This window comes from Nocardioides secundeburneus (genome assembly GCF_039939255.1).
GTDB lineage: Bacteria > Actinomycetota > Actinomycetes > Propionibacteriales > Nocardioidaceae > Nocardioides.
This window is the reverse complement of the sequence record NZ_JBDUUE010000001.1, coordinates 1004939-1028148: the sequence shown is the minus strand read 5'-3', so window position 1 is coordinate 1028148 and position 23210 is coordinate 1004939. Positions and strand designations below refer to the sequence as shown.

Annotated in this window: 20 protein-coding genes and 1 tRNA gene; 8 read left to right on the top strand and 13 right to left on the bottom strand. The window is 70.7% G+C overall.

Annotation, left to right across the window (positions count from 1 at the left end; all coding sequences use genetic code 11):
- Positions 1–110: 110 nt before the first annotated feature.
- Positions 111–1303 (bottom strand): IS3 family transposase gene (locus tag ABFT23_RS04680; protein ID WP_347892941.1). Its coding sequence is split into 2 segments (ribosomal slippage): positions 111–1016 and positions 1019–1303, totalling 1191 coding nucleotides; the frame shifts between segments, so codons are not numbered across the junction.
- Between ABFT23_RS04680 and ABFT23_RS04675 the strand changes: the two genes are divergently transcribed.
- The gene (locus tag ABFT23_RS04675) at positions 1233–1871 is read left to right on the top strand and encodes a tyrosine-type recombinase/integrase (RefSeq protein WP_347892939.1); all 639 of its coding nucleotides are present in this window, start codon (positions 1233–1235) and stop codon (positions 1869–1871) included. The genes ABFT23_RS04680 and ABFT23_RS04675 overlap by 71 nt on opposite strands.
- Before the next feature lie 231 nt (positions 1872–2102).
- On the opposite strand, the gene ABFT23_RS04670 is transcribed toward ABFT23_RS04675, so the two are convergent.
- The 4 genes from ABFT23_RS04670 to ABFT23_RS04655 form a co-directional block, all read right to left on the bottom strand.
- Entirely contained in the window at positions 2103–4760 is a 2658-nt protein-coding gene (locus ABFT23_RS04670) for an AAA family ATPase (RefSeq protein WP_347892938.1), read from the bottom strand.
- Positions 4761–5017: 257 nt separating this feature from the next.
- The gene (locus ABFT23_RS04665) at positions 5018–6118 is read right to left on the bottom strand and encodes a hypothetical protein (protein WP_347892937.1); all 1101 of its coding nucleotides are present in this window, start codon (positions 6116–6118) and stop codon (positions 5018–5020) included.
- Between the two features lie 413 nt (positions 6119–6531).
- A tRNA-Thr gene (locus ABFT23_RS04660) sits at positions 6532–6604 on the bottom strand.
- 72 nt (positions 6605–6676) lie between these two features.
- Positions 6677–6895 carry a hypothetical protein gene (locus ABFT23_RS04655; protein WP_347892935.1) on the bottom strand — a complete coding sequence of 73 codons (219 nt, stop codon included), beginning with the start codon at positions 6893–6895 and terminating at the stop codon, positions 6677–6679.
- Between the two features lie 70 nt (positions 6896–6965).
- Here ABFT23_RS04655 and ABFT23_RS04650 point away from each other — a divergent pair, with 70 nt between their 5' ends.
- Positions 6966–7886 carry a LysR family transcriptional regulator gene (locus tag ABFT23_RS04650; protein WP_347892934.1) on the top strand — a complete coding sequence of 307 codons (921 nt, stop codon included), beginning with the start codon at positions 6966–6968 and terminating at the stop codon, positions 7884–7886.
- 18 nt (positions 7887–7904) lie between these two features.
- Here the strand turns inward: ABFT23_RS04650 and ABFT23_RS04645 are convergent, their stop codons facing one another.
- Genes ABFT23_RS04645 through ABFT23_RS04635 form a run of 3 tightly spaced genes read right to left on the bottom strand, consistent with a single transcriptional unit; the run spans position 7905 to position 11580 of the window.
- Positions 7905–8822, bottom strand: coding sequence for a PCC domain-containing protein (locus ABFT23_RS04645; protein WP_347892933.1), 918 nt, complete (start codon positions 8820–8822; stop codon positions 7905–7907).
- On the bottom strand, positions 8819–10417 hold the full coding sequence (locus ABFT23_RS04640) for an AMP-binding protein (RefSeq protein WP_347892932.1): 1599 nt from the start codon (positions 10415–10417) through the stop codon (positions 8819–8821). Before ABFT23_RS04640 ends, ABFT23_RS04645 begins: the two co-directional genes overlap by 4 nt.
- A complete protein-coding gene (locus ABFT23_RS04635; protein ID WP_347892930.1) occupies positions 10414–11580 on the bottom strand; it encodes an acetyl-CoA acetyltransferase in 1167 nt (388 codons plus the stop codon). The genes ABFT23_RS04640 and ABFT23_RS04635 overlap by 4 nt, the downstream gene beginning before the upstream one ends.
- Before the next feature lie 318 nt (positions 11581–11898).
- Here ABFT23_RS04635 and ABFT23_RS04630 point away from each other — a divergent pair, with 318 nt between their 5' ends.
- Positions 11899–12966 (top strand): zinc-dependent alcohol dehydrogenase, encoded by a 1068-nt coding sequence (locus ABFT23_RS04630; protein ID WP_347892928.1) that lies wholly within the window; start codon positions 11899–11901, stop codon positions 12964–12966.
- 29 nt (positions 12967–12995) lie between these two features.
- Positions 12996–14201: a PucR family transcriptional regulator gene (locus ABFT23_RS04625; RefSeq protein WP_347892926.1), complete on the top strand. Its 1206-nt coding sequence runs from the start codon at positions 12996–12998 to the stop codon at positions 14199–14201.
- A gap of 76 nt (positions 14202–14277) precedes the next feature.
- On the opposite strand, the gene ABFT23_RS04620 is transcribed toward ABFT23_RS04625, so the two are convergent.
- Positions 14278–15312, bottom strand: coding sequence for a 2-keto-3-deoxygluconate permease (locus ABFT23_RS04620; protein WP_347892924.1), 1035 nt, complete (start codon positions 15310–15312; stop codon positions 14278–14280).
- A 236-nt stretch (positions 15313–15548) separates the two neighbouring features.
- Between ABFT23_RS04620 and ABFT23_RS04615 the strand changes: the two genes are divergently transcribed.
- Genes ABFT23_RS04615 through ABFT23_RS04605 form a run of 3 tightly spaced genes read left to right on the top strand, consistent with a single transcriptional unit; the run spans position 15549 to position 18593 of the window.
- Positions 15549–16646: an AAA family ATPase gene (locus tag ABFT23_RS04615; protein ID WP_347892923.1), complete on the top strand. Its 1098-nt coding sequence runs from the start codon at positions 15549–15551 to the stop codon at positions 16644–16646.
- 13 nt (positions 16647–16659) lie between these two features.
- The gene (locus tag ABFT23_RS04610; RefSeq protein WP_347892921.1) at positions 16660–17607 is read left to right on the top strand and encodes a DUF58 domain-containing protein; all 948 of its coding nucleotides are present in this window, start codon (positions 16660–16662) and stop codon (positions 17605–17607) included.
- A complete protein-coding gene (locus tag ABFT23_RS04605; protein ID WP_347892920.1) occupies positions 17604–18593 on the top strand; it encodes a VWA domain-containing protein in 990 nt (329 codons plus the stop codon). Before ABFT23_RS04610 ends, ABFT23_RS04605 begins: the two co-directional genes overlap by 4 nt.
- 103 nt (positions 18594–18696) lie before the next feature.
- Here ABFT23_RS04605 and ABFT23_RS04600 read toward each other — a convergent pair whose 3' ends face one another.
- The 4 genes from ABFT23_RS04600 to ABFT23_RS04585 form a co-directional block, all read right to left on the bottom strand.
- On the bottom strand, positions 18697–20247 hold the full coding sequence (locus ABFT23_RS04600) for an alpha/beta hydrolase (RefSeq protein ID WP_347892919.1): 1551 nt from the start codon (positions 20245–20247) through the stop codon (positions 18697–18699).
- Positions 20248–20287: 40 nt separating this feature from the next.
- Entirely contained in the window at positions 20288–21430 is a 1143-nt protein-coding gene (locus ABFT23_RS04595; protein ID WP_347892918.1) for a DNA polymerase III subunit delta', read from the bottom strand.
- The gene (gene tmk / locus ABFT23_RS04590) at positions 21427–22086 is read right to left on the bottom strand and encodes a dTMP kinase (protein WP_347892917.1); all 660 of its coding nucleotides are present in this window, start codon (positions 22084–22086) and stop codon (positions 21427–21429) included. The genes ABFT23_RS04595 and tmk overlap by 4 nt, the downstream gene beginning before the upstream one ends.
- A 70-nt stretch (positions 22087–22156) precedes the next feature.
- Positions 22157–22402, bottom strand: a complete 246-nt coding sequence (locus tag ABFT23_RS04585; RefSeq protein WP_347892916.1) for a hypothetical protein — start codon at positions 22400–22402, stop codon at positions 22157–22159.
- A 195-nt stretch (positions 22403–22597) separates the two neighbouring features.
- Between ABFT23_RS04585 and ABFT23_RS04580 the strand changes: the two genes are divergently transcribed.
- Positions 22598–23146 (top strand): DUF805 domain-containing protein, encoded by a 549-nt coding sequence (locus ABFT23_RS04580; protein ID WP_347892915.1) that lies wholly within the window; start codon positions 22598–22600, stop codon positions 23144–23146.
- The last annotated feature ends 64 nt before the right edge of the window (positions 23147–23210 follow it).

Sequence of the window (23210 nt, the reverse complement as noted above, 5' to 3'; positions counted from 1 at the left end):
CTGATGAACGCCCACATTGATTGAGACGTCGCGACGCCGAAATAGTCCTGACGAGCCCAGACCCGGCACAAGTCCATCGGGTCTGCTGCATCATCCGGTGACAGGTTGGGTTAGGCCGCCTGAGTGGCGGTTGGGAGCATGATCAGCTCGTATTCGACCGGGGTCAATCGGCCGAGAGCAGCCTGTCTACGGCGGCGGTGGTAGGTCCTCTCGATCCAGGTCACGATCGCAATCCGCAGATCCTCTCGGGTGTTCCAGGACCTGCGGTCGAGGACGTTCTTCTGCAGCAGAGAGAAGAAGCTCTCCATGGCCGCGTTGTCGCCGGCCGCGCCGACGCGGCCCATCGACCCGACCATGTCGTGACGGTTGAGCGCGTGGACCAGCTTCCGGCTACGGAATTGCGACCCGCGGTCGGTGTGCAGGACACAACCGGCCACACTCGCGCCTTCGGCGTTGCGCCGGGCAACGGCGTTATCGAGCGCAGCCACCGCGATGCGGGACTTCATCCGTGAGTCGATGGAGTAGCCGACGATCCGGTTGGAGTAGACGTCCTTGACCGCGCAGAGGTAGAGCTTCCCTTCGCGGGTCCAGTGCTCGGTGATGTCGGAGAGCCACAGCTCGTTCGGGCCGTTGGCGGTGAACTCGTGGCGGGTCACGCCGTGCTTGTCGACGACTGCGCAGAGATCGTCGTGGACCGGCGGGCCGTTCTTGCCGCGCTTCTTCCCGAACGCTGACCACCAGCCCAGCTGCGAGCAGATCCGCCACGCTGTCCGTTCCGCCATCGCTTGGCCAGCATCCCTGGCTTCGTCGAGGAGGAACCGGTAGCCGAACTCCGGGTCGTCGCGGTGAGCATCGAACAGCGCGTTGGCCCGGTAGGCGGCAGTGAGATCGGTGTCGGTGACCGGGCAAGTGAGCCAGCGGTAGTAGGGCTGGCGGGCGATCTTCAGCACCCGGCACGTCACCGCGACGGGGATCCCGTCAACGGCCAGCTCGCGGACGAGCGGGTACATCATTTTCCCGGCAGGACGGCCTGCGACAGGTACGCGGCCGCGCGGCGCAGGACCTCGTTCTCCTGCTCGAGGAGCTTGATCCGCTTGTTCGCCTCACGCAGCGCATCGGACTCGTTCGCGGCCCGGCCGGCCGACGACGGGCTGGCCGACCTCCGATCATCGATCGTGAGCCACCGCTTCAGGCACGACGGCGAGATACCGAAGTCCCTCGCGACCTGAGCGATGGAGGAATCCGAGTCCCTGAAGACCCGGATCACGTCCTCGCGGAACTCCTTCGGGAACGCCTTCGGCATGGTGCACATCCTTCCAGCGCCGACACACATCGACGCAGATCAGATGTCACCGATCAGTGCAGCAGACCCCACCGTCCACCACGGCGCACTCGCCTACCTGCTCGGCATCAACGCCCTACGAGCCTCCGAAGCGGCAGCTGTCCGGATCGAGGACTACGCCGAAACGCTCCGCGGACACCGCGTCCTGCACCTGGTCGGCAAGGGCAACAAGCCCGCCACGATGCCGATCACCATCCCGGTCCTCAGAGTGCTCGAGGCATGCCGAGGCGAGCGGCAGGCCGGACCGCTGATCCTGCGTCCGCTCACCGGCAAACCGGTCGACCGACGTGACGTGTACCGGATGGTCCAGCGCATCGCCCATGCCGCAGCGATCCCGCGACACATCAGCCCGCACTCGCTACGCCACGCTGCGATCACCAACGCCCTCGACGCCGGAGTCCCGCTACGCGACGCCCAGATCCTCGCCCGGCACGCCGACCCGCGCACCACCGAGCACTACGACCGCGCCCGAGGCAACCTCGACCGCCACGGCGTCCACTTCCTCACCGCGTACGTCGCCGGCGTCTAGCGGGCACGGCGCGCACGTCGCCCAGAACGACGCCACTCCCGAACGTGGCTCAGCAGCTCAGACGTCCACTTCGGGCGCGTGACTCGCAGGATGACAATTTCGCCAACCGTTCGAGCCTTGCTCGCAGTGAGACAGCGCCGAATTACCGCACTTGCTGGTCAACCTCGGGCGAGTTTGCGTTGTAGTTACCAATTGCCGCGCGGCTTGGCAAACCTCTTCGCTAAGCGTCCATCAAAGCCTAGGAGTTAGGGAGGCGTCTAATTTTCGAGTGCGCCTGGCGAAGGGGGTTTTGCCGCCCTCTAGGTGGTGGAGTGCCAGATTGTTGAGATCGTAGCGCTCGAGAGAACCGCGCGCCTCGACCTCACCCTTGCCGGCTGTGGCACGCATTGTGATCAACTGCTCAGAGTCGGCGCTTACAACCAACCCAGGGCTCCGCGTCGCGAACATGTACTGGCGGGAGCCCCTCAACTGTCGGAGGCGGTCGACAAGGTATTCCTCGATCCAGGGTGCGTGCAGCGCGTCCTCGGGCTGATCAATGAGTACCGGCGTCGCACCGTCAGCGAGTAATATGACCAAGATGGCGGTGCACTTCTGACCGTGCGATAGATCCTCGATGTTGACGTAGTCCCGCCCCTCGGGCTTGCGGAACTTCACCTTGAGGACATCAGGCGTCTCGATCAGTTGAGCATCCAGTAGCTGCGCCCACAGGTCGCGGTCGCCTACCGTCGTTAGCAGTCGGGCGAGATCCAACGACGTGACCCCGTCGGGGAGATCACCAGCCTTCGAGGGATCGCCACTCCAGAGTGCACGGACAAAGTTGTACGGCCGGATGTTCTCGGCGATCAGATCGAGCACGTGCTCACGGACTCGTGAACCGACCTTCAGTGCGTCCAGCGCTCGGCGGAAGGAAGTCACATCTCCCTTCGCGGGGACGTCAATCTTGACGAAGCCAGAGGTCTTGCGATTGAGATCTGCGGCGCGGGCTCTTCGTAGCGTGCGTCGGTCATCGCGTGCCTGCTTGAGATGGCCAAGCAAGGTCTCGCGCTCGTCGACGAGCCGCTCATAGGTGGGCTCCGCCTCATTCTTCAACGTCTGCCCGGCAGCCTCGGCCTTGCTGAGGTTCGTCTGCGCCGTTTCAAGTTCACTGCGCAGGCGCGTGAGGGACGTTGCCCCCGACTTCTCCAGCGTCTCATCGAGCGCATTCTTAAACGCGTTGAACTCGGTATCCAGTTCACCCTTGACCTCGTCTAAGACAGCCTTGAGTCTGACCAGACTGTCAGCGACCAGCTCTTCAGCCGCGTCAACAGCGGCCTTGAACCCCGCCTGAGCGACGCGGATCTTCTCGAACTGCTCATCGTGTTCCGGCGTCATCTTCGCCGTGGCGGCGTCGGGCTCACTCGGCCGGACGAAGACGATGTCATCGACAGCATCGACCAAAGTTGCGAGCTTCGCTTGCTCGGATGTCCAGCGCGCCTGAGACTTGACGAGGTCATCATCGAAGAGTGCCGACAATTCACGCTCGCGTTCTTTGAGGCTCTTCGCTTCGGCGGCTTGTTCGGTGAGCGCTCGAACCTTGTCGCGGGCGCCGATCAGAGCGGTGCTGTTCTCACGAAGCTTGGATTCACTCTTCGCGATCCGGTCATCAACGTCAGTCAGGTCGAGCTTGGCGTCTACGAGTCCTACCCGACCGACGGGCTGCCTTGCGTATTCGAGGATCTCCCCCTGCGAGAAAGCGGCGACGGTGAGGAGGTCGGCCGGGTCGTGGTCGACCCGAACCCATTCGTCGGCAACGTCCTGCTCGACCACGGGAGTAGATCCCGCAACCGCGAACGTCCGCGACACGCGGTACTGCTCGGTGGGCGTACTGATCTCGACAGCAACCGTTGTTCCCTCACGGAGAGCGGTTTTCAGCCGGCGGTCGACCTCATCGCGGATCGTGCTGAAGAGTTCGCCGTCGACCTGCTGGTTCAGCGCAAAACGGATCGCCTCTAGGACCAGTGACTTGCCGGCGCCAGTGCCGCCCAACAGGCAATTAAGGTCTGGGCTCAACTCCAATGCCGTACCCGACAGGAAGCCGCCAGAGATCGAAACCGAGTTGATCGTTGGATGCGGAGCCGCGGTCGCTGGATCGGTTAGCCTCACGCGCAGCTCGTGATCCTCAAGCGCGTAACGGAGTCCACAAAGATCTGGGCGCGCCGCCTTAATCCACGAACGCCGAATGCCGATACCCGTTGCGGCGTGACGACTGAGCTTCGCGTCGTAGGCGTCGGAGCTTTGAATCAACGCCGGGCGACGAACGTCCCCGAGTTTGGCCGAAACCTTCGTGGGCGTCTCGGCCAGCACGTATTCGAAAGCTTCGATGTTGTGGTCGGCCAGCAGCTGGTTGACGTGCGTCTGCACAGGCTGGGTAAGAATGCCACGCTCTTTGTCAATGTGCGCAGCGATCGCAAGGCCGCCTTTTTCGCGGATTTCGGATGCGCACTCAGCCATGCTTTTCGCAGAGACAACATTGAGGTCACCGAAACGACTGCGCTCAATGCCGAGCCGGATGAGCACGTCTTCGATCGTCGAAGGATTCGTGCCTTCTTCCCAGATTCCAAGCAGGTGTCCATCACTGGTGCTGAGCTCGAAGCCAGGTAGCACGACCAGGTTGGTGCCTTCGGCAGCCTCAGCCATCTGGCTGCACCAGGACGCCGTGTTGTGATCGGTCACCGCGATCGCGTCCAGCCCAGCGTCGAGAGCAGCCTGAACAATGTCTGCTGCCGCACCGAAGTCCTCGTCCCGGGCGTCACTTGATCCGGGCGTGTGTACGTGAAGATCAACGGCCCAGAAACGAGCCCAACCGCTTGTCATCTCTCCGCGACCTCCCTGGATAACGTCAAACCCCATGTCGCAGTCTTAGCGCAGAACACCGACTTTTGGGCGGGTTCCGTCGACTCGTTCTGAGAGAGGCGACCGACTGGCTCAGTCCATCCGAAAGCGAGTAGCGCTGAGAGTCGTTGGCTGACCTCTTGACGCGACTTCAGGCTGACGCGAACGCACAGAAGCAACCGACAATCCGTGCTGGTTGCCGCAACCCGCGAGCCCGACTGTCGCGTTGAGCCGACGTGCAGACCCACCTTTCAACCGAGAACTCGAACCATTGATCAGTCGATGGGGTCGAACTGAGCGTAGCGACGGCGCACTTCGCTAGAAGACCTTCCTGGCCCGCGTTCGGGATCCCACTCCTCAGAAGAGAGAGTGTTGATGGCAATTAGCGCACCGTTCGCGTCGGGCTCGCTGGCACCTGTGGTCGTCGGTAGGGATCGGTGCATGGGGGAAATGTCCGCGGCCTTCTGCAGGAGAATGTTCGCGACGTAGGCGACTGTCCTGTTCTGCCATCGGTAGAGCTGGCGACCTATTCCGGTCGCGTCCTGACGAAGCGGGGTGTCCGGCAGCGCCAGGTCGCGGCTGAAGGCTTCCAACACGTCCGTGAGCACCAACTTCGACAGTCCCATCACGTGGCCCTCGACGGGGACGTGCACGAGCACTGCACCCGTCGCCGCGTCCCGGGTGATACCTGGCCGGTAGCTGGCGGTGATGCCCATTCGCGGTGGATACGGGGTGCCTGCTCCCTGACGTAGGGACCGCTGCAGATCTCTGGGGTTCGACTTCAAGGATGCTCCCACCCACCGCTCGCCGTCACCGCCGATGACCAAGTCCGACTTCCATCTGCGCGAGTCGGCGGACGCGAGCAAATTCGCGACGTAGGGCGGGCGGCCACGTCGCCCCGTGGCAAGAGCAGCCCGCTCGGGAAGATCTGGCGAGTACGCGACGAGCCGCCCCGGTTCAGCGGCCACCAGCACCGCCAGCGGTTCCTGGACTCTGATCCCGTCCACGAGCCAGAGCGCATCGGTCATGATCTGCGCCAGGTCCGCGTCGCCTCCGCTAAGCGCCAGCAGCAGCGACCACTCAAATACGTCACCCGTCAACCCGGTGTCGTCGCCCCGAAACGCCATCGCCAACTGCAGGATCGACAACTCCTCCCGCGAAGTCACGCTGAACGCTGCGAGTTTGCGTGCATTGACTTGCTCGGTGGCGGCGAGTAGAACCGCTGCGAGGACGACCGCGAGGGCCGGCGACACCTCGTTGTTCCTGCTGAAACTCCCACGGCCGCGGAGGAGATCGCTCACGTCCTCGCCGGCCGCGGCACCCAACTGCACGAGAGTGCCTGGCGCTGTGCCGTTGGTCGCTCCGAGGTCACTCACGCTACGGAGTGTGGCACTTCACCCCTCAACGTTGAGGGATGCCGGCGTCGTGAACGTAACTGACAAGCGGTCGCGGCCCGGCCCAGGTTGCTCGTTTGACTTTCGGACGCGAGTGCCTCGATCCAGCAAAGGGACGCTTGATGAGGTGTGATGCTCCGCGTGCCCACCGCCATCCGGGATCGTTGAGAGTGCGTCTTATCGCCGCCTAGGGGCGCCGAGGCGCAGAAGGCCGCTCGCGCTGCTCCGCCTAGACCGACCGCGTACGTCGAGAGCCGACGAGGACCGACGAGGACCGACCGGCGCCCATGACCGCTGGCGAGTTTCACCGGAGTTTCACCGGACTTCTGGGCCCGGGGGCCACGAACGACTACAGCCCCTGACCGCATCTCTGCAGGTCAGGGGCTGTGTGTCTGAGCCGCCTGTCAGAATCGAACTGACGACCTAATCATTACGAGTGATTCGCTCTACCAACTGAGCTAAGGCGGCCTGCCGCCCGATCACCTCGAGCAGCGCGGTCGAGTATAGGGAACGGTCCCCGCAGCCACCCAAACGGCAGGCTCAGGCCGCCGCCGTGGCGTCGTCGAGGACGGTCGACGGCTCGACGGTGGTCGGCTCGAAGGGGGCCGTGAAGACGTTGTCGGTGACCGTCGTCTGCTCGGCGCCGCACCAGCAGGTGAAGGCGAGGACGAGGCCGTCGCCGGAGGGGACGACACCGGTGACGAGGCTGGGGAAGATGAGCTGGCGACGGGAGCAGGCGGTGCAGTGGTGAACGAACATGCTTCCAGCATGAGCCGCGAACCGGCCAAGGGGTAGCCTTGCTTTCCAGCACGATCCCTAGGAGAGACCTATGCTTTCGCTCCACCAGCTGCGGTGCTTCCTGGCCACCTACGAGCACGGCTCGCTGACGGCGGCCGCCGACGAGCTCGGCTACGCGCAGCCGTCGGTCTCCGAGCAGGTGCGGGCGTTGGAGAAGTCGCTCGGCGTGCAGCTGTTCCGCCGGGTCGGGCGGGGCGTCGTCCCCACCACCGTGGGCGACACGCTACGACCGCACGCCGAGAAGGTGCTGGCCTCGGTCGAGGAGGCACGGCAGGCGGTGCAGAGCGTCAAGGCGTTCGAGACCGGGACCATCAGGTTCGGCATGTTCGGGGTCGCGCGCCTCTACGCGGGAGCCGGCCTGATCGCCGACGTCCTGACCCGCTACCCCGGGGTGCGGGTCGAGCTGGTCGGCCAGAACTCCACCCAGGTCGCCGACGACCTGCGCCGGGGCCGCCTCGAGGCGGCGATGCTCGCCGTCGCGGGCGTGCAGAGCGAGGGCATCGACATCATCCCGGTCGCCCGGGAGGAGCTGGTCTACGTCAGCGCCGACCACGCCCGCCTGGCGACGCCGGTCACCGCGCACCGCCTCTCGCTCGCCACCCTGGTGATGCCGGAGACCACCTGGCGTGCGGAGGACTCCACCCGTCAGCTGCTGCGCCAGCTGCTCCACGAGACCGGCCGCAACCCACAGACCCGCATCGAGGTCGAGGACGTCGAGACGGCGGTCGAGCTCGTCGGGCTGGGCCTCGCCGACAGCGTCATCCCCAAGGGCGCGGCCGAGCAGCTCATCCCGCGCCTGGCTCCCGGCGCCGGGTTCGTCTCGCTGCGACCGCGGGTGTGGGACACCTTCGCGGTCGTGCACCGCTCCGGCGCCGTCCTCTCCCCCGCCGCGCAGCTGATGATCGAGCTCGCCACCCGCCGCATCCAGGAGATGGCCGAGCCGCTGGGGTGATCACCCCGACCGCCCGGCTCAGGCGTCCGTCGACGCGCGGGTGAGGGTGAGCTCGAAGGTCATCGCGACCGGGTTGAGGCCGGCCACCAGGGCGCCCTCGTGCAACCGGGCGTGTCGGTCGACCAGGCCGGCGGTCAGGTCGGCGGTCATCCGCCCGCCGGCGCGGCGCACGGTGCCGTCGACGTACATCACCTCGGTCGCCGGGCCGTCGACGACGTCGACCGAGCCGTCGGGACGGCGGAGGTGCGCACCGACGAGCGAGCCGATCTGCCCGCGGACGTGGGCGGCGTCCCAGCCCTGGGCGTCGGCCACCGACTCGATGACGCCGACCAGGTCGACGTTGGGCCGCACGCGGCACATCACGGCGTCGACGCCGCCGCGCGACGCGTCCGGCCCGGCGTCCGGCCCGGCGTCCGGCTCGGCGGTCGCGCGGGGCACGAACAGCGTCATGCCGGTCTCGGGGTCGGGCACCGACTCGAGCGCGACGTCGGACGCCGTCCACAGCCGGGCGAGGACGTTGTCGCCGAGCACGACCGAGTCGGGGATGAGGTGACCCGCACGGCGCTCGCCGGTGGCGTCGACGAACAGGGCGTGGCTGTGGGCGAACAGCGACCCGTCGCGGTGCCCCACGGTGAGCCCGCCCCGGACCAGCCGGGCCGGGGCGCGGCCGGTGTGCGGCGGGCTGAAGTTGGCGACCGGTCCGCCGGGAGCCCCGACGTCGGGGATGAAGTAGGAGAACTCGGCGAGCCGGCCACCGACGAGCTCGCCGCACGCCGACCGGGCCCCGGTGGCGTGCAGGACGTCGTCGAGCGCGGTCAGCAGGGGCACGCCGGCGGGCAGCGGGAGCTCGTGCGCGACCAGCCGCGTCGCGACGGCGACGACGCGCTCGTCGGCGACCGGGCCCGGGTGCACGAGCACGGGCGGGGCGAGGGTCATCGGACCGACCCCTCGGGCCAGCGGCCGGCGTCCTGCAGGAGCGTGCGCAGCACGGGCGTGGTGACCTTGCCGTAGGCCGTGGTGGGCAGCTGGTCGACGAGGTGGACGACCTTCGGCGCCTTGTAGCGCGCCATGTGCTCGCGGCACCACGCCAGCAGCTCGTCGGCCCCCAGCCCGTCGTCGACGACCGCGACGGCGTAGCCGACCTCGCCCCAGGCGGCGTCGGGGGCGCCGACGACGCCGACGGCGCGCACCTGCGGATGGGCGAGGATCTTCTCCTCGACCTCGCGCGGGTCGATGTTCGAGCCGCCGGAGATGTACATGTCGGAGGCGCGGCCGGTGATGAACAGCCAGCCCGACCCGTCGAGCACGCCGAGGTCGCCGGTGCGGAACCAGCCGTCGCGGAACGACCTCTCGTTGGCCTCGTCGTGGTCGAGGTAGCCCCGGAAGGTCGCCGGGCCGACGACGCAGATCTCGCCGCGCTCGCCGGGTGCGAGGATGCGGCCGTCGGGGTCCTGGACGGTGATGGTCATGCCGGTGCGGGCGTAGCCCGCGGTCACGATGCCCTCGTGGGTGGGCACGTCGGCGTGCAGCGCGGGCGGCAGCACCGTGATGGCGCCGGTGACCTCGCACAGGCCGTAGTACTGCTCCACGACCGGGCCGAGGACGTCGAACGCACGGGCCTGGTCGCGGCGCGTGATCGGCGCACCCGCGTAGACGACGTAGCGCAGCGAGGAGTGGTCGGTGTCGTCGTCCACCGCTGCGACGAGCCGGTTGAGGATCGTCGGCACCGTGAACATCGTCGAGACCCGGTGCTCGGCGACCAAGCGCCAGGCCTCCTCGGCGTCGAGCGACTCGCCGGGCAGCAGGACGACGCCCGCACCGCGCGCGACGTGGGTGAGCACGTGCACGCCGGCGCCGTGCGAGAGCGGCGCGAGCACGAGCGTGGCGTCGTCGACGCCGAGGCCCGGCATCAGGTCGGCGATGTGGTTGGTGACCACGAAGGCCATGTGGTCGTGGGTGAGCACGGCCGCCTTCGGCCGGCCCGACGAGCCGGAGGTGAAGAAGAACCAGCAGGGCTGCCCGACGTCGACCAGCGCGTCAGCGACGCGGGCGCCGAGGTGCTTCTCGACGAGTGCGCCCACGTGCGGCAGCACGTCGGTGCCGGGCCCGTCGGACAGCGTCCACGCCGGCAGGCCGAGCGCGTCGACGTGGCCGTCGGCTCCCTCCTCGACCACGAGCAGGTCGGGCCGGACGACGTCGGCGAGGCGGCGCACCTCCGAGGGCGTCAGCTTGGCGTTGGTGGGCGTGATGACCGCACCGACCCGCCAGGTGGCGAACATGACGGTGAGGTAGTCGCGCGCATTGGGCGCGTGGAGCATGACGACGTCGCCGTCGCCGATGCCCTGCTGGGTCAGGGCCTCGGCGAGCGCGTCGACGCGGTCGTCGAGGTGGCGCCACGTCCACCGCACGTCGCCGCGCACCAGCGCGGTCTCGTCGGGCAGGCGCGCCGCCGTCTGCCGCAGCAGGGTCGCCAGGTTCGTCGTGCGCTGCGCGATGTCGGGCAGCACCCGGGAACCGCCGCGGGTGCTCACCAGGCCTCCAGGACGCTCGCGTAGTTGGCGACGGCGGCGCCGCCCATGTTGAAGACGCCGGCCAGGTCGGCCGTCGGCAGCTGCATCTCGCCCGCCGTCCCGGTCACCTGCATGGCGGCGATGGCGTGCATCGAGGCGCCGGTCGCGCCGATCGGGTGTCCCTTGGCCTTGAGCCCGCCGGAGCGGTTGACCGGGAGCTTGCCGTCGGCCTCGGTGAGGCCCTCCTCGAGCACCCGGTGTCCCTGTCCGCGCTCGGCCAGGCCGAAGGCCTCGTACTGGATCAGCTCGGCGATCGTGAAGCAGTCGTGGGTCTCGACGAGGTCGAGGTCGCCGGTGGTGATCGCGGCCTGGTCCATCGCGGCCGACCACGCCCGGCGCACGCCGGCGAACTCGACCGGGTCGCGCCGCGAGAGCGGCAGGGCGTCGTTGGCGTGCGCGCGGGCCCGGAACCGCACCCGCTGCGGAGCGGTGGCGGCGACGTCGGCCGAGGCCACGACCAGCGCGACGGCACCGTCGGAGATCAGCGAGCAGTCCGTCCGGCGAAGTGGTGCCGCGACCAGGGGGTTCTTGTCCGAGACCGTGCGGCAGAACTCGTAGCCGAGGTCCTTGCGGAGCTGGGCGTAGGGGTTGGACACGCCGTTGCGGTGGTTCTTGGCCGCGATCCGCGCCATCGCGTCGGTCGGGTCGCCGTAGCGCTCGGCGTAGGCCCGTGCGATGCCGGCGAACACGCCGGCGAAGCCGCCGTCGACCTCCGCCTCCTCGGGCCCGTAGCAGCCGGAGAGCAGGATCTCGGAGGCCCGCGCCGTCGCGACGCCGGTCATCTTCTCGGCGCCGACGACCAGGGCCACCCGGCCGCGGCCGGCCTCGACGTAGTCGCACGCCGCGTAGAGCGCGGCGGAGCCGGTGGCGCAGGCGTTCTCGAGCCGCGTGGCCGGCGTCTGCGCCAGCTCGGGCGTGCCGACGCCGACGAGCGCGGCCTGGAAGTCCTGGGTGGAGAACCCATTGTTGTAGACGCCGGCGAACACCGCGTCGACGTCGGCCGCGCCGAGCCCGGCGTGGGCGAGGGCGCCGGGCACCACCTCGGCCATGAGGGTGGTGGTGTCGGGCGCGGCGAGGCGTCCGAACGGGCTGTGCTGCCAGCCGACGATCGAGACCGAGGACATGCGGGTCCTTCCTGGGAGACGTGCGGGTCGTTCGGGTCGTGCAGGTCGTGCAGGTACGGCGTCCACCGTGCGGCAGCGTGCGGCTCGTCACAACCGACCTTCGCCGAGCGCGGGGCGGCCTCGGCTCGACACCAGTCGGAAGACCCCGGCGCCGCGGCCCGGCACGGCGCGCGCCTTCGACACGGGCAGGAAGGAGCCGTGCCACAACTCGGCGGCGGTCGGTGCCGGACGACGGCGGCGACGTCGCAGAGTGTGGCGACGCCCACATCCACGCCCACATCCACGGGCCGTCACCACCGAGCGAGGGAGTACCTGCGCATGCGCGCCGTCATCAAGGCCGAGCCGGGCCCCGGCTGCACCTTCGTCACCGATCGCTCCGAGCCGGCGCTGCGCCCCGGAGAGGTCCGGGTCGAGGTCGCCGCCACCTCGGTGTGCGGCACCGACGCCAGCCTCTACGCCCACGGCCCCGCCGCCCAGGCTCTCGGCCTCGTGCTCCCGATCACGATGGGTCACGAGATCGGGGGCACGGTCGTCGAGGTCGGCCCGCACACCACCGGCGTGCCCCTCGGAGCCCGCGTCGGCGTCGAGACCCACCTCGCCTGCGGGCACTGCTGGCCCTGCCGCCACGGTGACGGCCACAACTGCGCCGAGCTGTCGCTGCTCGGCGTCGACCGCGACGGCGCCTTCGCCGAGCGCGTCGTGGTGCCGGCCGCGAGCTGCTACCAGGTGCCCGACGAGGTCTCCCTCGAGTCGGCCGCCCTCCTCGAGCCCGCCGGCAGCGCGATGCACGCCGTCCTGCGCTCGCCCGTGCCGCTCGCGGGCTCGTCGGTGCTGGTCGCCGGCGCCGGCCCGGTCGGCCTCGTGCTCGTCGAGATCGCCGAGGCGCTGGGCGCGCGCAGCGTCGTCGTCAGCGAGCCGAACGCGCACCGCCGACGGCTCGCCGCCGAGCGTGGCGCCGTCGCGGTCGACGTCGGCGACGACCCCGTGGCCGCGGCCGATCGCCGCACCCGCGAGCGCGGCGGCTTCGACGTCGCCTTCGAGTGCTCGGGGGCGATGCCTGCCCTGGAGGCCGTGCTCGGGCACGTGCGCAACGAGGGCGCCGTCATGGTCGTCGGGCTGGCGCCGGGCGACCTCGCCGTGCCCGCGACACGCACCTTCATCACCCGCGGCCTCACGCTCCGTGGCAGCTGGGGCCGGTCGATCTGGCGGACCTGGGACGAGCTGACCTCGCTCGTGGTCGCCGGTCGCGTCGACCTCGACGGACTCGTCACCCACCGTCTGCCGCTGAGCGGCCTGCCGGACGCGCTCGACCTGATGCGCGGCGACGCGGGCAAGGTGCTCCTCCTGCCGTCGATGGCCGACGCCGCGCTCGCCGTCCCGGCTTGATCCCGTCGGGCCGGGCTAGCCTGTCGACGGTGACGTCGGACATCCAGGAGAGGATCGACGCGCTCGGCCGGCGACTCGGGCGCTCGGTGGTGCTGAACGATCCCGACATCCACCTCGTCCTCGCCAGCGAGCACTTCGGCGACGAGGACCCCGTGCGCATCCGCGCGATGTTGCACCGCAACGCCGGCAGCGGGCCGATCGGCTACCTCCTCGGCCACGGCATCAGCCGGTGGACCCGGGCCGGTCACGTGCCGCCCTCGACCGAGCACGAGCTCCTGGCCCGCCTCGTCGCGCCGGTGCGCCTGCACGGCGAGCTGCTCGGCTTCATCGTGGTCATCGATCGCGACCAGGACCTCACGGCCGCCGAGATCGATCTGGTCGAGGACCTCGCCCGCGAGGCGGCCGGCCTCATCGTCGCCGAGCGGCACGCCACCGACGAGCGCAGCCAGGCCCTCGAGCGACACCTGCTGGCGTGGCTCGGGCCCGAGGCCGCCGGCCGCGCGGACGCCGTCCGCGAGCTCGAGTCGCGCGGCCTGCTCGCCGCGGCACGGCACCTGCAGGTCGTCGTCCTCGAGGCGGTCGAGTCCCCCGGCAAAGCGCCCGACGACGACCAGGTCGACCTCGCGCTCCGCCACGCGCTCGAGTCGGCACCGCGCCTGCCTCGCGGCGCGACGCTGCACGCCGTCGCCGACGGTCGCGGGGTGCTCGTGCTGGCCTCGCCCGTCGCGCTCGCCGACGAGGTCGTCGCGGCGCACGCCGAGGCCCTGCTCGGCGACGTCGACTCGTTCGCCGCCGACCGCTTCGGCAGCCGCGTCGGCATCGGCGAGCCCGTCGCCGACCCCGGCGACGCGTGGCGCTCGCGCCGCCAGGCCGAGCTGGCCTGCCGGGCCGTGCCCGTGCTCGGCGGTCGCACCGCCCGGTGGGGCGAGCTCGGCCCGCTCTCGGTCCTGCTCCGCATCCCCGCCGAGGAGCTCGACGACACCGCCGTGCCGGCGGCGCTCGACCGGCTCCTCGCCGTCGACCCCTCCGGCCGCCTCCTCGAGAGCCTCCAGGCCTACCTCGACCGGGGAGGTTCGGGCGCCGCGGCCGCGATCGACCTGCACGTGCACCGCACCACGCTCTACTACCGCCTCGACCGCATCCGCGAGGCGACCGGCCTCGACCTCGACGACGGCCGGGTCCGGCTCGAGCTGCACCTGGGCCTGACGCTGCGCCGGCTGCTCGCCGCCCGGTGAGCGGCCGCCGTCCACGACCAGCACGAGGGGCCGGGACGACGCGCCGTCGTCCCGGCCCCTCGTCGAGGTGGTGCCGTCAGGCCGGTTGCGGATCTGCCTCGCGGGCGGCGTCCGGCTCGTAGAGCGCCTCCTCGGCCTCCGGCGTGACGCCGCGCTTGCGCTGCCACCGGTCGACGGCGACGACCACGAACGGGATGAGCACCGAGGTGACCACGACGGCCGCAGCCACCTGAGAGGTCGCGACCGCCTGCACGTCGGCGTAGGACGGGTCGGCCAGCGCCACGGCGGCCGGGGTCGCGATGGCGTTGCCGGCCGTGGTGGCCTCGCAGGCCCCGCCGATCAGGTTGCGCGTCGGCTTCGGGTGACGCCGGACGACGTGCCACAGCTGGAGCGCACCCATCGCCATGCCGCCCGAGATGACCACGGTCATGACGCCGAGCAGGATGCCGACCGAGCCCGCGCTGACGAGGACACCGAGGTCGATGCCCGCGCCGATGGCGAACAGCGCGAAGGGCAGGATGATCTTCTCGCCGGGGGCGAGGAACTCGCGGGCGATCGTGCTGGTGTTGCCGACGATGAAGCCGAGCACGATGGGCAGGAACACCGCCAGCAGCGCCTTCGCCGAGAAGTCGGCGAGGCCGGCGGCGCCGAGTGCGATGAGGGTCAGCAACGGCCCGTCGTTGAGCGACAGCGGTGCGACCGCGCCCTTGTCGGACTTGTTGCCGAACTGCCCGGTCAGGGCGATGTACATGGCGCCGTTGGAGTTGCCCATCGCGGCGATGATGGCCAGCGGGACCAGGCCGAACAGCGTGCCGTTGGGCGTGAACCAGGCGACGGAGAAGCCGATGAGCAGCGCGGCGACGTACTTGCCGAGCAGCATCACGATGCCCTTCTCCAGCGAGGAGGCGACCGACTTGATGCGGATCTGCGAGCCCATCACGAAGAAGAACATCGCGATGAGGGGCAGTGCGCCGTCCCGGAACAGCGCGGTGGTGAAGCTGCCGAGGTCGAGGACCTCTGGCACGAGGGTGTTGATGATCGCGGCGAGGAACAGCGGCACGATGAGGAGCGCGCCGGGGATCTTCCCCAACGTCCGGAACATGGCGTCCATGGCAAAACCTTTGCGTGAGTGGGCGTGCGAGACCACGCGGGCGGAGTCAGGTCGCACGTCTCGGACGGAGACGGGATCGTGGTGGTGCGTGGTGGCGTCCGTCACTGTAGGAACGGGTGTGGCGCGGCTAACACCGACGACGGCGGGATTCGTCGAGCCGGCTTTGCATCTCCTGTAGCACCGCGTCGGGGTCGCTCCCAGGCGTAGCGCTAGGAGCGTCTGGGAACCTAGGGGTCATGTCGGCTGAACAGGAGCGCGAGGTCGCCGAGGCCTCACAGACGCTCGAGCGCGCGCTCATCGAGGTCAAGAAGGTCGTCGTCGGCCAGGACGCCATGGTCGAGCGGATGATGATCGGTCTGCTCGCCCGCGGCCACATCCTGCTCGAGGGCGTGCCCGGCGTCGCCAAGACGCTCGCGGTGCGCACGCTCGCGGCCGTCGTCGGCGGCGACTTCGCCCGGCTGCAGTTCACCCCCGACCTGATGCCGGGCGACATCACCGGCACCCGGGTCTGGCACTCCAGCAGCGAGCGGTTCGACGTCGAGCTCGGCCCGATCTTCGCCAACCTGGTGCTCGCCGACGAGATCAACCGCGCGCCGGCCAAGGTGCAGAGCGCGCTGCTGGAGGCCATGGCCGAGAAGCAGGTCTCCATCGCCGGCACCAGCCACCGCCTGCCCACGCCGTTCCTCGTGCTCGCCACGCAGAACCCGGTCGAGTCCGAGGGCGTCTACCGCCTGCCCGAGGCCCAGCGCGACCGGTTCCTGCTCAAGGTCGACGTGCCCTACCCCACCGGGCAGGAGGAGTTCACGATCCTGCACCGCATGTCCGTCGACCCGCCCGAGGCCGGGGCCGTGCTCACCCCCGACGACGTCGTCCGGCTGCAGCGGGTGGCCGACGACCTCTTCGTGCACCACTCCGTCGCCTCCTACCTGGTCAACCTCACCGTCGCCACGCGCTCGCCCGAGCGCTACGGCCTGCCGCACCTGCAGAACGTCATCGAGCTCGGCGTCAGCCCGCGCGCCTCGCTCGGCATGCTCGCCGCCGGCCGCGCCCTCGCCCTCCTGCGCGGCCGCTCCTACGTGCTGCCCTCCGACATCGCCGAGATCGCCTCCGACGTGATGAGCCACCGGCTGCTGCTCAGCTTCGACGCCGTCGCCGACGGCGTCGACCCGCGCCACGTCGTCCGCGAGGTGCTGCACGCCGTCCCGCAGCCCACGGTGGCCACGCGCGAGGCGCCGGACCTCCTGCAGAGGCAGCCGGAGCACACCGAGCCGCTGCCCGTCGGCCCCGCGCCGTCCGGGCCCGGCGGCAACCACGCCGGCCCGACCGCGCCCTGACCGGCCGCGCGACATGAGCCAGCACCCCGACCACCTGCCGCCCCTCGGCGGCACCACGTCGCCCGAGGCCGTCTTCGGCGCGCTCGAGCTCGCCGTCCGACGGCGCCTGCCCGGGCGCCTCCACGGCGACAAGCGCGGCCTCCGGCTCGGGTCGGGCTCCGACCCCGAGGAGATCGTGCGCTACCGGCCCGGTGAGGACGACGTGCGCCGCATCGACTGGAACGTCACCGCCCGCTCGGCCGGCGTGCCGCACGTGTGGCGCCCGGTCGCCGAGCACGAGCTCGAGACGTGGGTGCTCGTCGACGACACCCCGAGCATGGCGTTCGGCACCATCGCCCTGGAGAAGCGCGACATCGCGGCCGGTGTGGTCGCCGCCGTCGCGCTGCTCACCCAGGGGCCCGGCAACCGGCTCGGCACCGCTCACCTCACCGGCGCGGGGCTGACCTGGTCGGCCCCCGTGCCCTCGCGAGCGGCCGCGCACCGGGCGCTGCGGCGTCACGTGCCGAAAGTGCCGGGCAGCGGACCCGACCTCGCCTCGGCCCTCGGCTCGTTCGCCCGCCGCCATCCGCGCCCCGGCGTCCGGGTCGTCGTCACCGACCTCGTCGAGCCCGACGGCCGCCTCGAGCGGCCCTTCGCGTGGGAGCAGCCGCTGCGCCGCATGGCCGCCGCCCACGAGACCGTCGTCGTCGAGGTCGTCGACCCGCGCGAGCTCGCCCTGCCCGACGTCGGCACCGTCACCCTCGAGGACCCCGAGACCGGACGCCGCCAGGAGATCCCGACCTCCGACCGCCGGCTGCGCGCCCGCTACGCCGCCGCCACCGCGGCCCACCGGGCCGCGACCGCCGACGCCGTCCGCTCGGCCCGGGCCGGGCACGTGCTGCTGCGCACCGACCGCGACTGGGTGCGCGACCTCGCCCGCCACGTGCACGGGGCGCCGATGCGACGGGTGGTGCCGGCATGACGATCCCCGCTCCCCTGCTCGCCCTGGCCGACACGCGCTGGCTCTGGCTGCTCGTGCCGGTCGCGCTGCTCGCCGTGCTCTACCTGGTCGTGCAGAAGCGCCGCAGCCGCTACGCCGTCCGGTTCGCCACGCTGCCGATGCTCGAGCGACTCGTGCCGCGCCGCCCGGCCTGGCGGCGGCACGTGCCCGCCGTCCTGCTGCTGCTCACGTTCGTGGCGCTGGCCCTCGCGGCCGCCCGGCCGGAGGTCGACGAGCAGGTGCCGCGCGAGCGGGCCACCGTGATCGTCACCGTCGACGTGTCGTTGTCGATGCAGGCCACCGACGTCTCGCCCGACCGGCTCACGGCCGCGCGCGAGGCGGCCCAGCAGTTCGTGCGCGGACTGCCCGACGGCTTCAACGTCGGCGTCGTCGAGTTCGCCGGCTCGGCCGCCGTGCTCGCCGAGCCGAGCCCCGACCACGACCAGGCGATCGCCGCCCTCGACCGGCTCGAGCTCGCCGAGGGCACGGCCATCGGCGACGGCGTCCTGACCTCGCTGGCCCAGATCCGCGCCCTCGGCGAGCAGACGACGGCCGAGGACGGCACCGACCTGACCGAGCCGGTCCCGGCGCACATCGTGCTGCTCTCCGACGGCTCCAACACCGTCGGCAGCACCCTCGAGCAGGCCTCGGCCGCCGCCAACGAGCTCGACGTGCCGATCTCGACCATCGCCTACGGCACGCCCGACGGCCGGGTCGAGGTCGACGGGCAGACGATCCCGGTGCCCGTCGACCAGCCCTCGCTCGACGCGCTCGCCGACGCCACCGGCGGCAACGGCTACGCCGCCGAGACCGCTGACGAGCTCGACCAGGTCTACGAGGACATCCAGTCCTCGATCGGCTACCGCACCGAGCCCCGCGACGTGACCGCGTGGGCGATCGCCATCGCGCTCGTGCTCGGCATGCTCGCCGCCGGGTTCAGCCTGCTGTGGTTCTCGCGGCTGCCCTGACCCGTGGTCGCCCGGCGGATCGGGCGGTAGGTGAGCCACCTAACCGGCGTTCGCACGACCACCGAACGGTGGCTCACGCACCGCCACCACGCGTCCGGGCCCGTCAGCACTCCGTGCCGTCGGCGGGGACGACGCCGTCGAGCAGGTAGCCCTCGATCGCCTCGTCGATGCAGGTGTTGCCGCTGTTGTAGGCGGTGTGGCCGTCGCCGTCGCGACTGAGCAGCACGCCGCTCTCGAGCTGCTCGGCGAGCGCGACGGCCTCCTGGTAGGGCGTCGCGGGGTCGCGGGTGGTGCCGACGACGACGATCGGCGCGGCACCCTCGGCCCGGATGGGCGGGACCACCTCGGCCGGCTCGACCTGAAGGCCGCGGCAGCCGAGCTGCGACCACGCGAACACGCGGCCGAAGGTCGGCGAGGCGGCGTCGAACTCGGGATAGGTGGCCGGGATGTCGGCCGGCTCGACGAAGCTGGGGTCGTCGAGGCAGTTGATCGCCGAGATGGCCTCCGCGACGTTGTCGGTGTAGCCCGACGGGCCTCGCGACCAGTAGCCGTCGAAGAGCTGCATCATCGAGGTGCCGTCGCCGTCGAGCGCGTCGCCGATGGCGCGGTCGAGCTCGGGCCAGCGCTGCTCGCTGTAGAGCGGCGCGGCGAGGGCGTAGAAGGCGTTGCCGGCCTGGAGCTCGCGGCCGTCGTCGACCGGCAGCGGCGTGGCGTCGATGGTGGCCAGGAGGTCGTCGATCGTGACGAGGGCGCCGGTGCGGTCGCCGCCCAGGAAGCAGTCGCCACCGGCCACGCAGGCGTCGACGTAGGCGTCGAGGGCCGTCTGGAACCCCTCGGCCTGGCTGAGCAGGTCGCTCTTCAGGTCGAGGGAGGGGTCGGTGGCGCCGTCGAGCACGAAGCGGCCGACGTTGCCGGGGAAGAGCTGGGCGTAGGTGGAGCCGAGGGTCGTGCCGTAGGAGAAGCCGAGGTAGTCGAGCTCCTCCTCGGCGAGGACGCCGCGCAGCACGTCCATGTCGCGGGCGGTCTCGGCGGTGGAGACGTGGCCGACGAGCTCGTCGGAGCTGGCGACACACCCGGCGAAGAAGGCCTCCTGGTTGGCAGCCACCTCGGCGACCTCGGCGTCGTCGTCGGGCGTGGGGTCCTGACCCAGGTAGGTGTCGAGGTCTTGGTCGGACACACAGTCCAGCGGATCGGAGTCGCCCGTGCCCCGTGGGTCGAAGGCGACGATGTCGACGCGCTCGAGCAGCTCGGGACGGAAGAAGCCGGTGGCGATCTCGGCCATGATCGTGCCGCCGAACCCGGGCCCGCCGGGGTTGACCACGAGCGAGCCCACCTTGTCGGACTGGTCGTCGGCGAGGCGCCTCTCGAGCGCGAGGTCGACGGTGGCGCCGTCGGGCTCGCGGTAGTCGACCGGCACCGTGAGCGTGGCGCACTCGGTGCCGCGGTGGCAGTCGGGCTGCCAGTCGAGGCGCTGCTCGTAGAAACGCCCGAGCCCCGCCGGCACCGGGCCGGCAGGACCGTCGGGCTCGTCGACCGACTGCGCGGCGTCGTCGTCGTCGCCCAGACCGACGACGACGGCGGCCAGCGCCCCGCCGCCGATGCCGACGGCGAAGATGGCGATGAGCGCCACCGCTCCGACGAGCTTCCTGTTCACTGCATCCTCCGCCTCGGTCGCACGCTGGTCACCGCGCTGGTCACTCGCTCCGCCCCGGGACCTTGAGCGCCACCATCATGGCCTCGAGGGCCAAGGCCACCGGGACGTTGAACTCGACCATCTGCTCGCGCGCCTCGAAGATCCAGTCGATGCGCCGCAGGTTGAGCTCGGGCGTGGAGTCGCGGGCGAGGTCGGCGACGTCGGCCCGCATCTCGGCGTTGACGAGGTCGACGCCGGCGCCGAGCTGCACCGAGATCGCGTCGCGGTAGACCGAGACGAGGTCCATGAGACCGCGGTCGACGACGTCGATGATGCGGCGTCGAGCGCGGCGCTTCTGGTCGTCGACGAGCTCGCGGAGCGCCGGGCCGTACTCGCGCGGACGGCGTCCGCGTTCTTCGACGCCGTAGGCGCGGTCGAGGTCGGCCTTCTCGCGGGCGTCGAGGTCGGTGGTGATCGCCTCGGCCTCCTCCTTGGCCACGGCGGCCAGGTTGGACGCCGCGGTCATGCAGGCGCCGAGGGAGGTGAGGCGGTTGGGCAGCGAGACGATCTCGCGCCGGCGGTTGCGGGTGGGCTCGTCGAGCGCGAGGGCCCGCGCCCGGCCGATGTGGCCCTGGCTCGCCCGGGCCGCGTAGGCGGCGACGGCCTCGCCGACGCCCTCGGTGCGCACGAGGAACGCGGCGACGTCGTCGGGGGTCGGCGTGACGAGGTTGACCTGCCGGCACCGCGAGCGGATGGTCGGCAGCACGTCTTCGAGGGTGGGCGCGCACAGCAGCCAGACGGTGCGGGGGTGCGGCTCCTCGATGGCCTTGAGCATCGCGTTGCCCGAAGTGTCGTTGAACCGGTCGGCGTCTTCGACGATGAGCACCTGGCGCGAGCCGACCGGCGACAGCGCGGCCTTGCGGATGAGGTCCTTGGCCTCGTGCACGCGCAGCTGCACGCTCTGCGTGCGGTGGATCGTGACGTCGGCGTGGCTGCCGGCGAGCGCGGTGCGGCAGTCGTGGCACTCGCCGCAGCCGCCCCGGGGGCACTGCAGCGCGGCCGCGAAGGCGATCGCGGCGTTGGAGCGTCCGGATCCCGGCGGCCCGGTGAACAGCCAGGCGTGGGTCATGCCGTCACCGTTGACGGCTCGCTGCAGCGCGGTGACGGCATCGGCCTGGCCGACGAGGTCGTTCCAGACCGTCATCGCCGCACCGCCTGGCCGAGCAGGGGGACGACGCCCGCCCGCACCGCCGCCTCGATGTCGTCGACGTCGGCGCGGGCGTCGAGCACGAGGTAGTGCTCGGGGTCGGCGTGCGCCATGGCCAGGAACGCCTGGCGCACCCGCTGGTGGAACTCCAGCGACTCGCCCTCGATGCGGTCGCGGCCCTCGAACCGCCCCAGGCCGGCCTCGGGCTCGAGGTCGAGGACGACGGTCAGGTGCGGACGCAGCCCGGTGGTGGCCCAGCGCGCCACGGCCTCGACCTCGGCGACGTCGAGGGTGCGACCGGCCCCCTGGTAGGCGAGCGTGGAGTCGACGTAGCGGTCGGTGACGACGACGGCGCCCCGGGCGAGGGCCGGGTCGACCAGGGTCTCGACGTGCTCGGCCTTGTCGGCGGCGTAGAGCAGCGCCTCGGTGCGATCGGCCAGCGCACCGGTCTCGGGGCTCAGCACGATGCGCCGGACCTCCTGCCCGACGGACGTGTCGCCGGGCTCGAACGTCAGGACGACGTCGTGCCCCTCGGCCTCGAGCCACCGGCGCAACCGGCCGGACTGCGTGGACTTGCCGGCGCCCTCGCCGCCCTCGAAGCACACGAACACCCCGCGGTCGGCGTAGCGCGGCGGCGGGGCGGTGGGTGGCACGGCGACGACGCTACCGGCCGCCGCCGACAGGGCGGCCGACGGCTGGGCCGGAAGCGGGGCCGGAAGCGGGTCAGTTCATGGAGCTGTAGACGACGGCGCCCAGCACCATGCCGAGAACGGTCGCGACGATGCAGCCGATGCCCACGTACATGCCGAGCGGTCGGTCGCCCTTCGAGTTGGCGACGAAGCCGAGCACGGCGCCGATGGGCCCGAGGATGATCGGGAGGACGAAGACGGCGAGCACGCCGAGGACGATGCCGATGATGCTCATGGTGCGAGCGGCCGAACTGGTCGAGTGCGGTGCGGTCTGGCTCATGGTGATGGCCTCCTGGTCGGGTCCGGCCACTGTTGGCGACGCGCACCGCGATCGCCTCCCCCTTTGGAAGACCTGCGCCGTCCCGCAGCAGGTGGACTGGACCGGTCGAGCGGATGGTGTGTGAACCGTCGGACGGTGGGGCATGGTGCCTGCGTCCGAACCGGCCACGACCACCTGAACCAAGGAGAGACATCCATGTCGTTGATGGAGGCGGTCCGCGCCGTCCTGGGCAAGTACGCAGACTTCTCGGGCCGAGCCCGCAGGTCGGAGTACTGGTACTGGACCCTCGCGGTGATGCTCTGCTACATCCCGCTCTACGCGCTGCTCCTGGTCGGCATCTTCGCCGACAGCACCGCCCTGGCGGTCGTGTTCGGCCTGGTGTTCTTCGTCTTCGCGCTCGGCGTGCTGATTCCGTCGATCGCGGTGGTCGTGCGGCGCCTGCACGACACCGGCAAGAGCGGCTGGTTCTACTTCATCGGCCTCATCCCGTTCGTGGGTGGGCTGATCCTGCTCTACTTCCTGGTCCAGGACAGCACCCCGGACAACCAGTACGGCCCCAACCCCAAGGGTGCGACCGGCTACGGCGGCGGTTACCCGCAGCAGGGCTACGGCCAGACGCAGTACGGCGGCCAGCCCGGCTACGGCCAGCCGCAGTACGGCCAGCAGCCGCCCCCGCCGCCGCAGTACGGCCAGCAGCCCGGCTACGGCCAGCAGCCGCCGAGCCAGAGCCCCTACGGCCAGTGACGCATCGCTGACCAACCACTGACGACCCACGGGCCGCCCGACGAGAACCCCTCGTCCGGCGGCT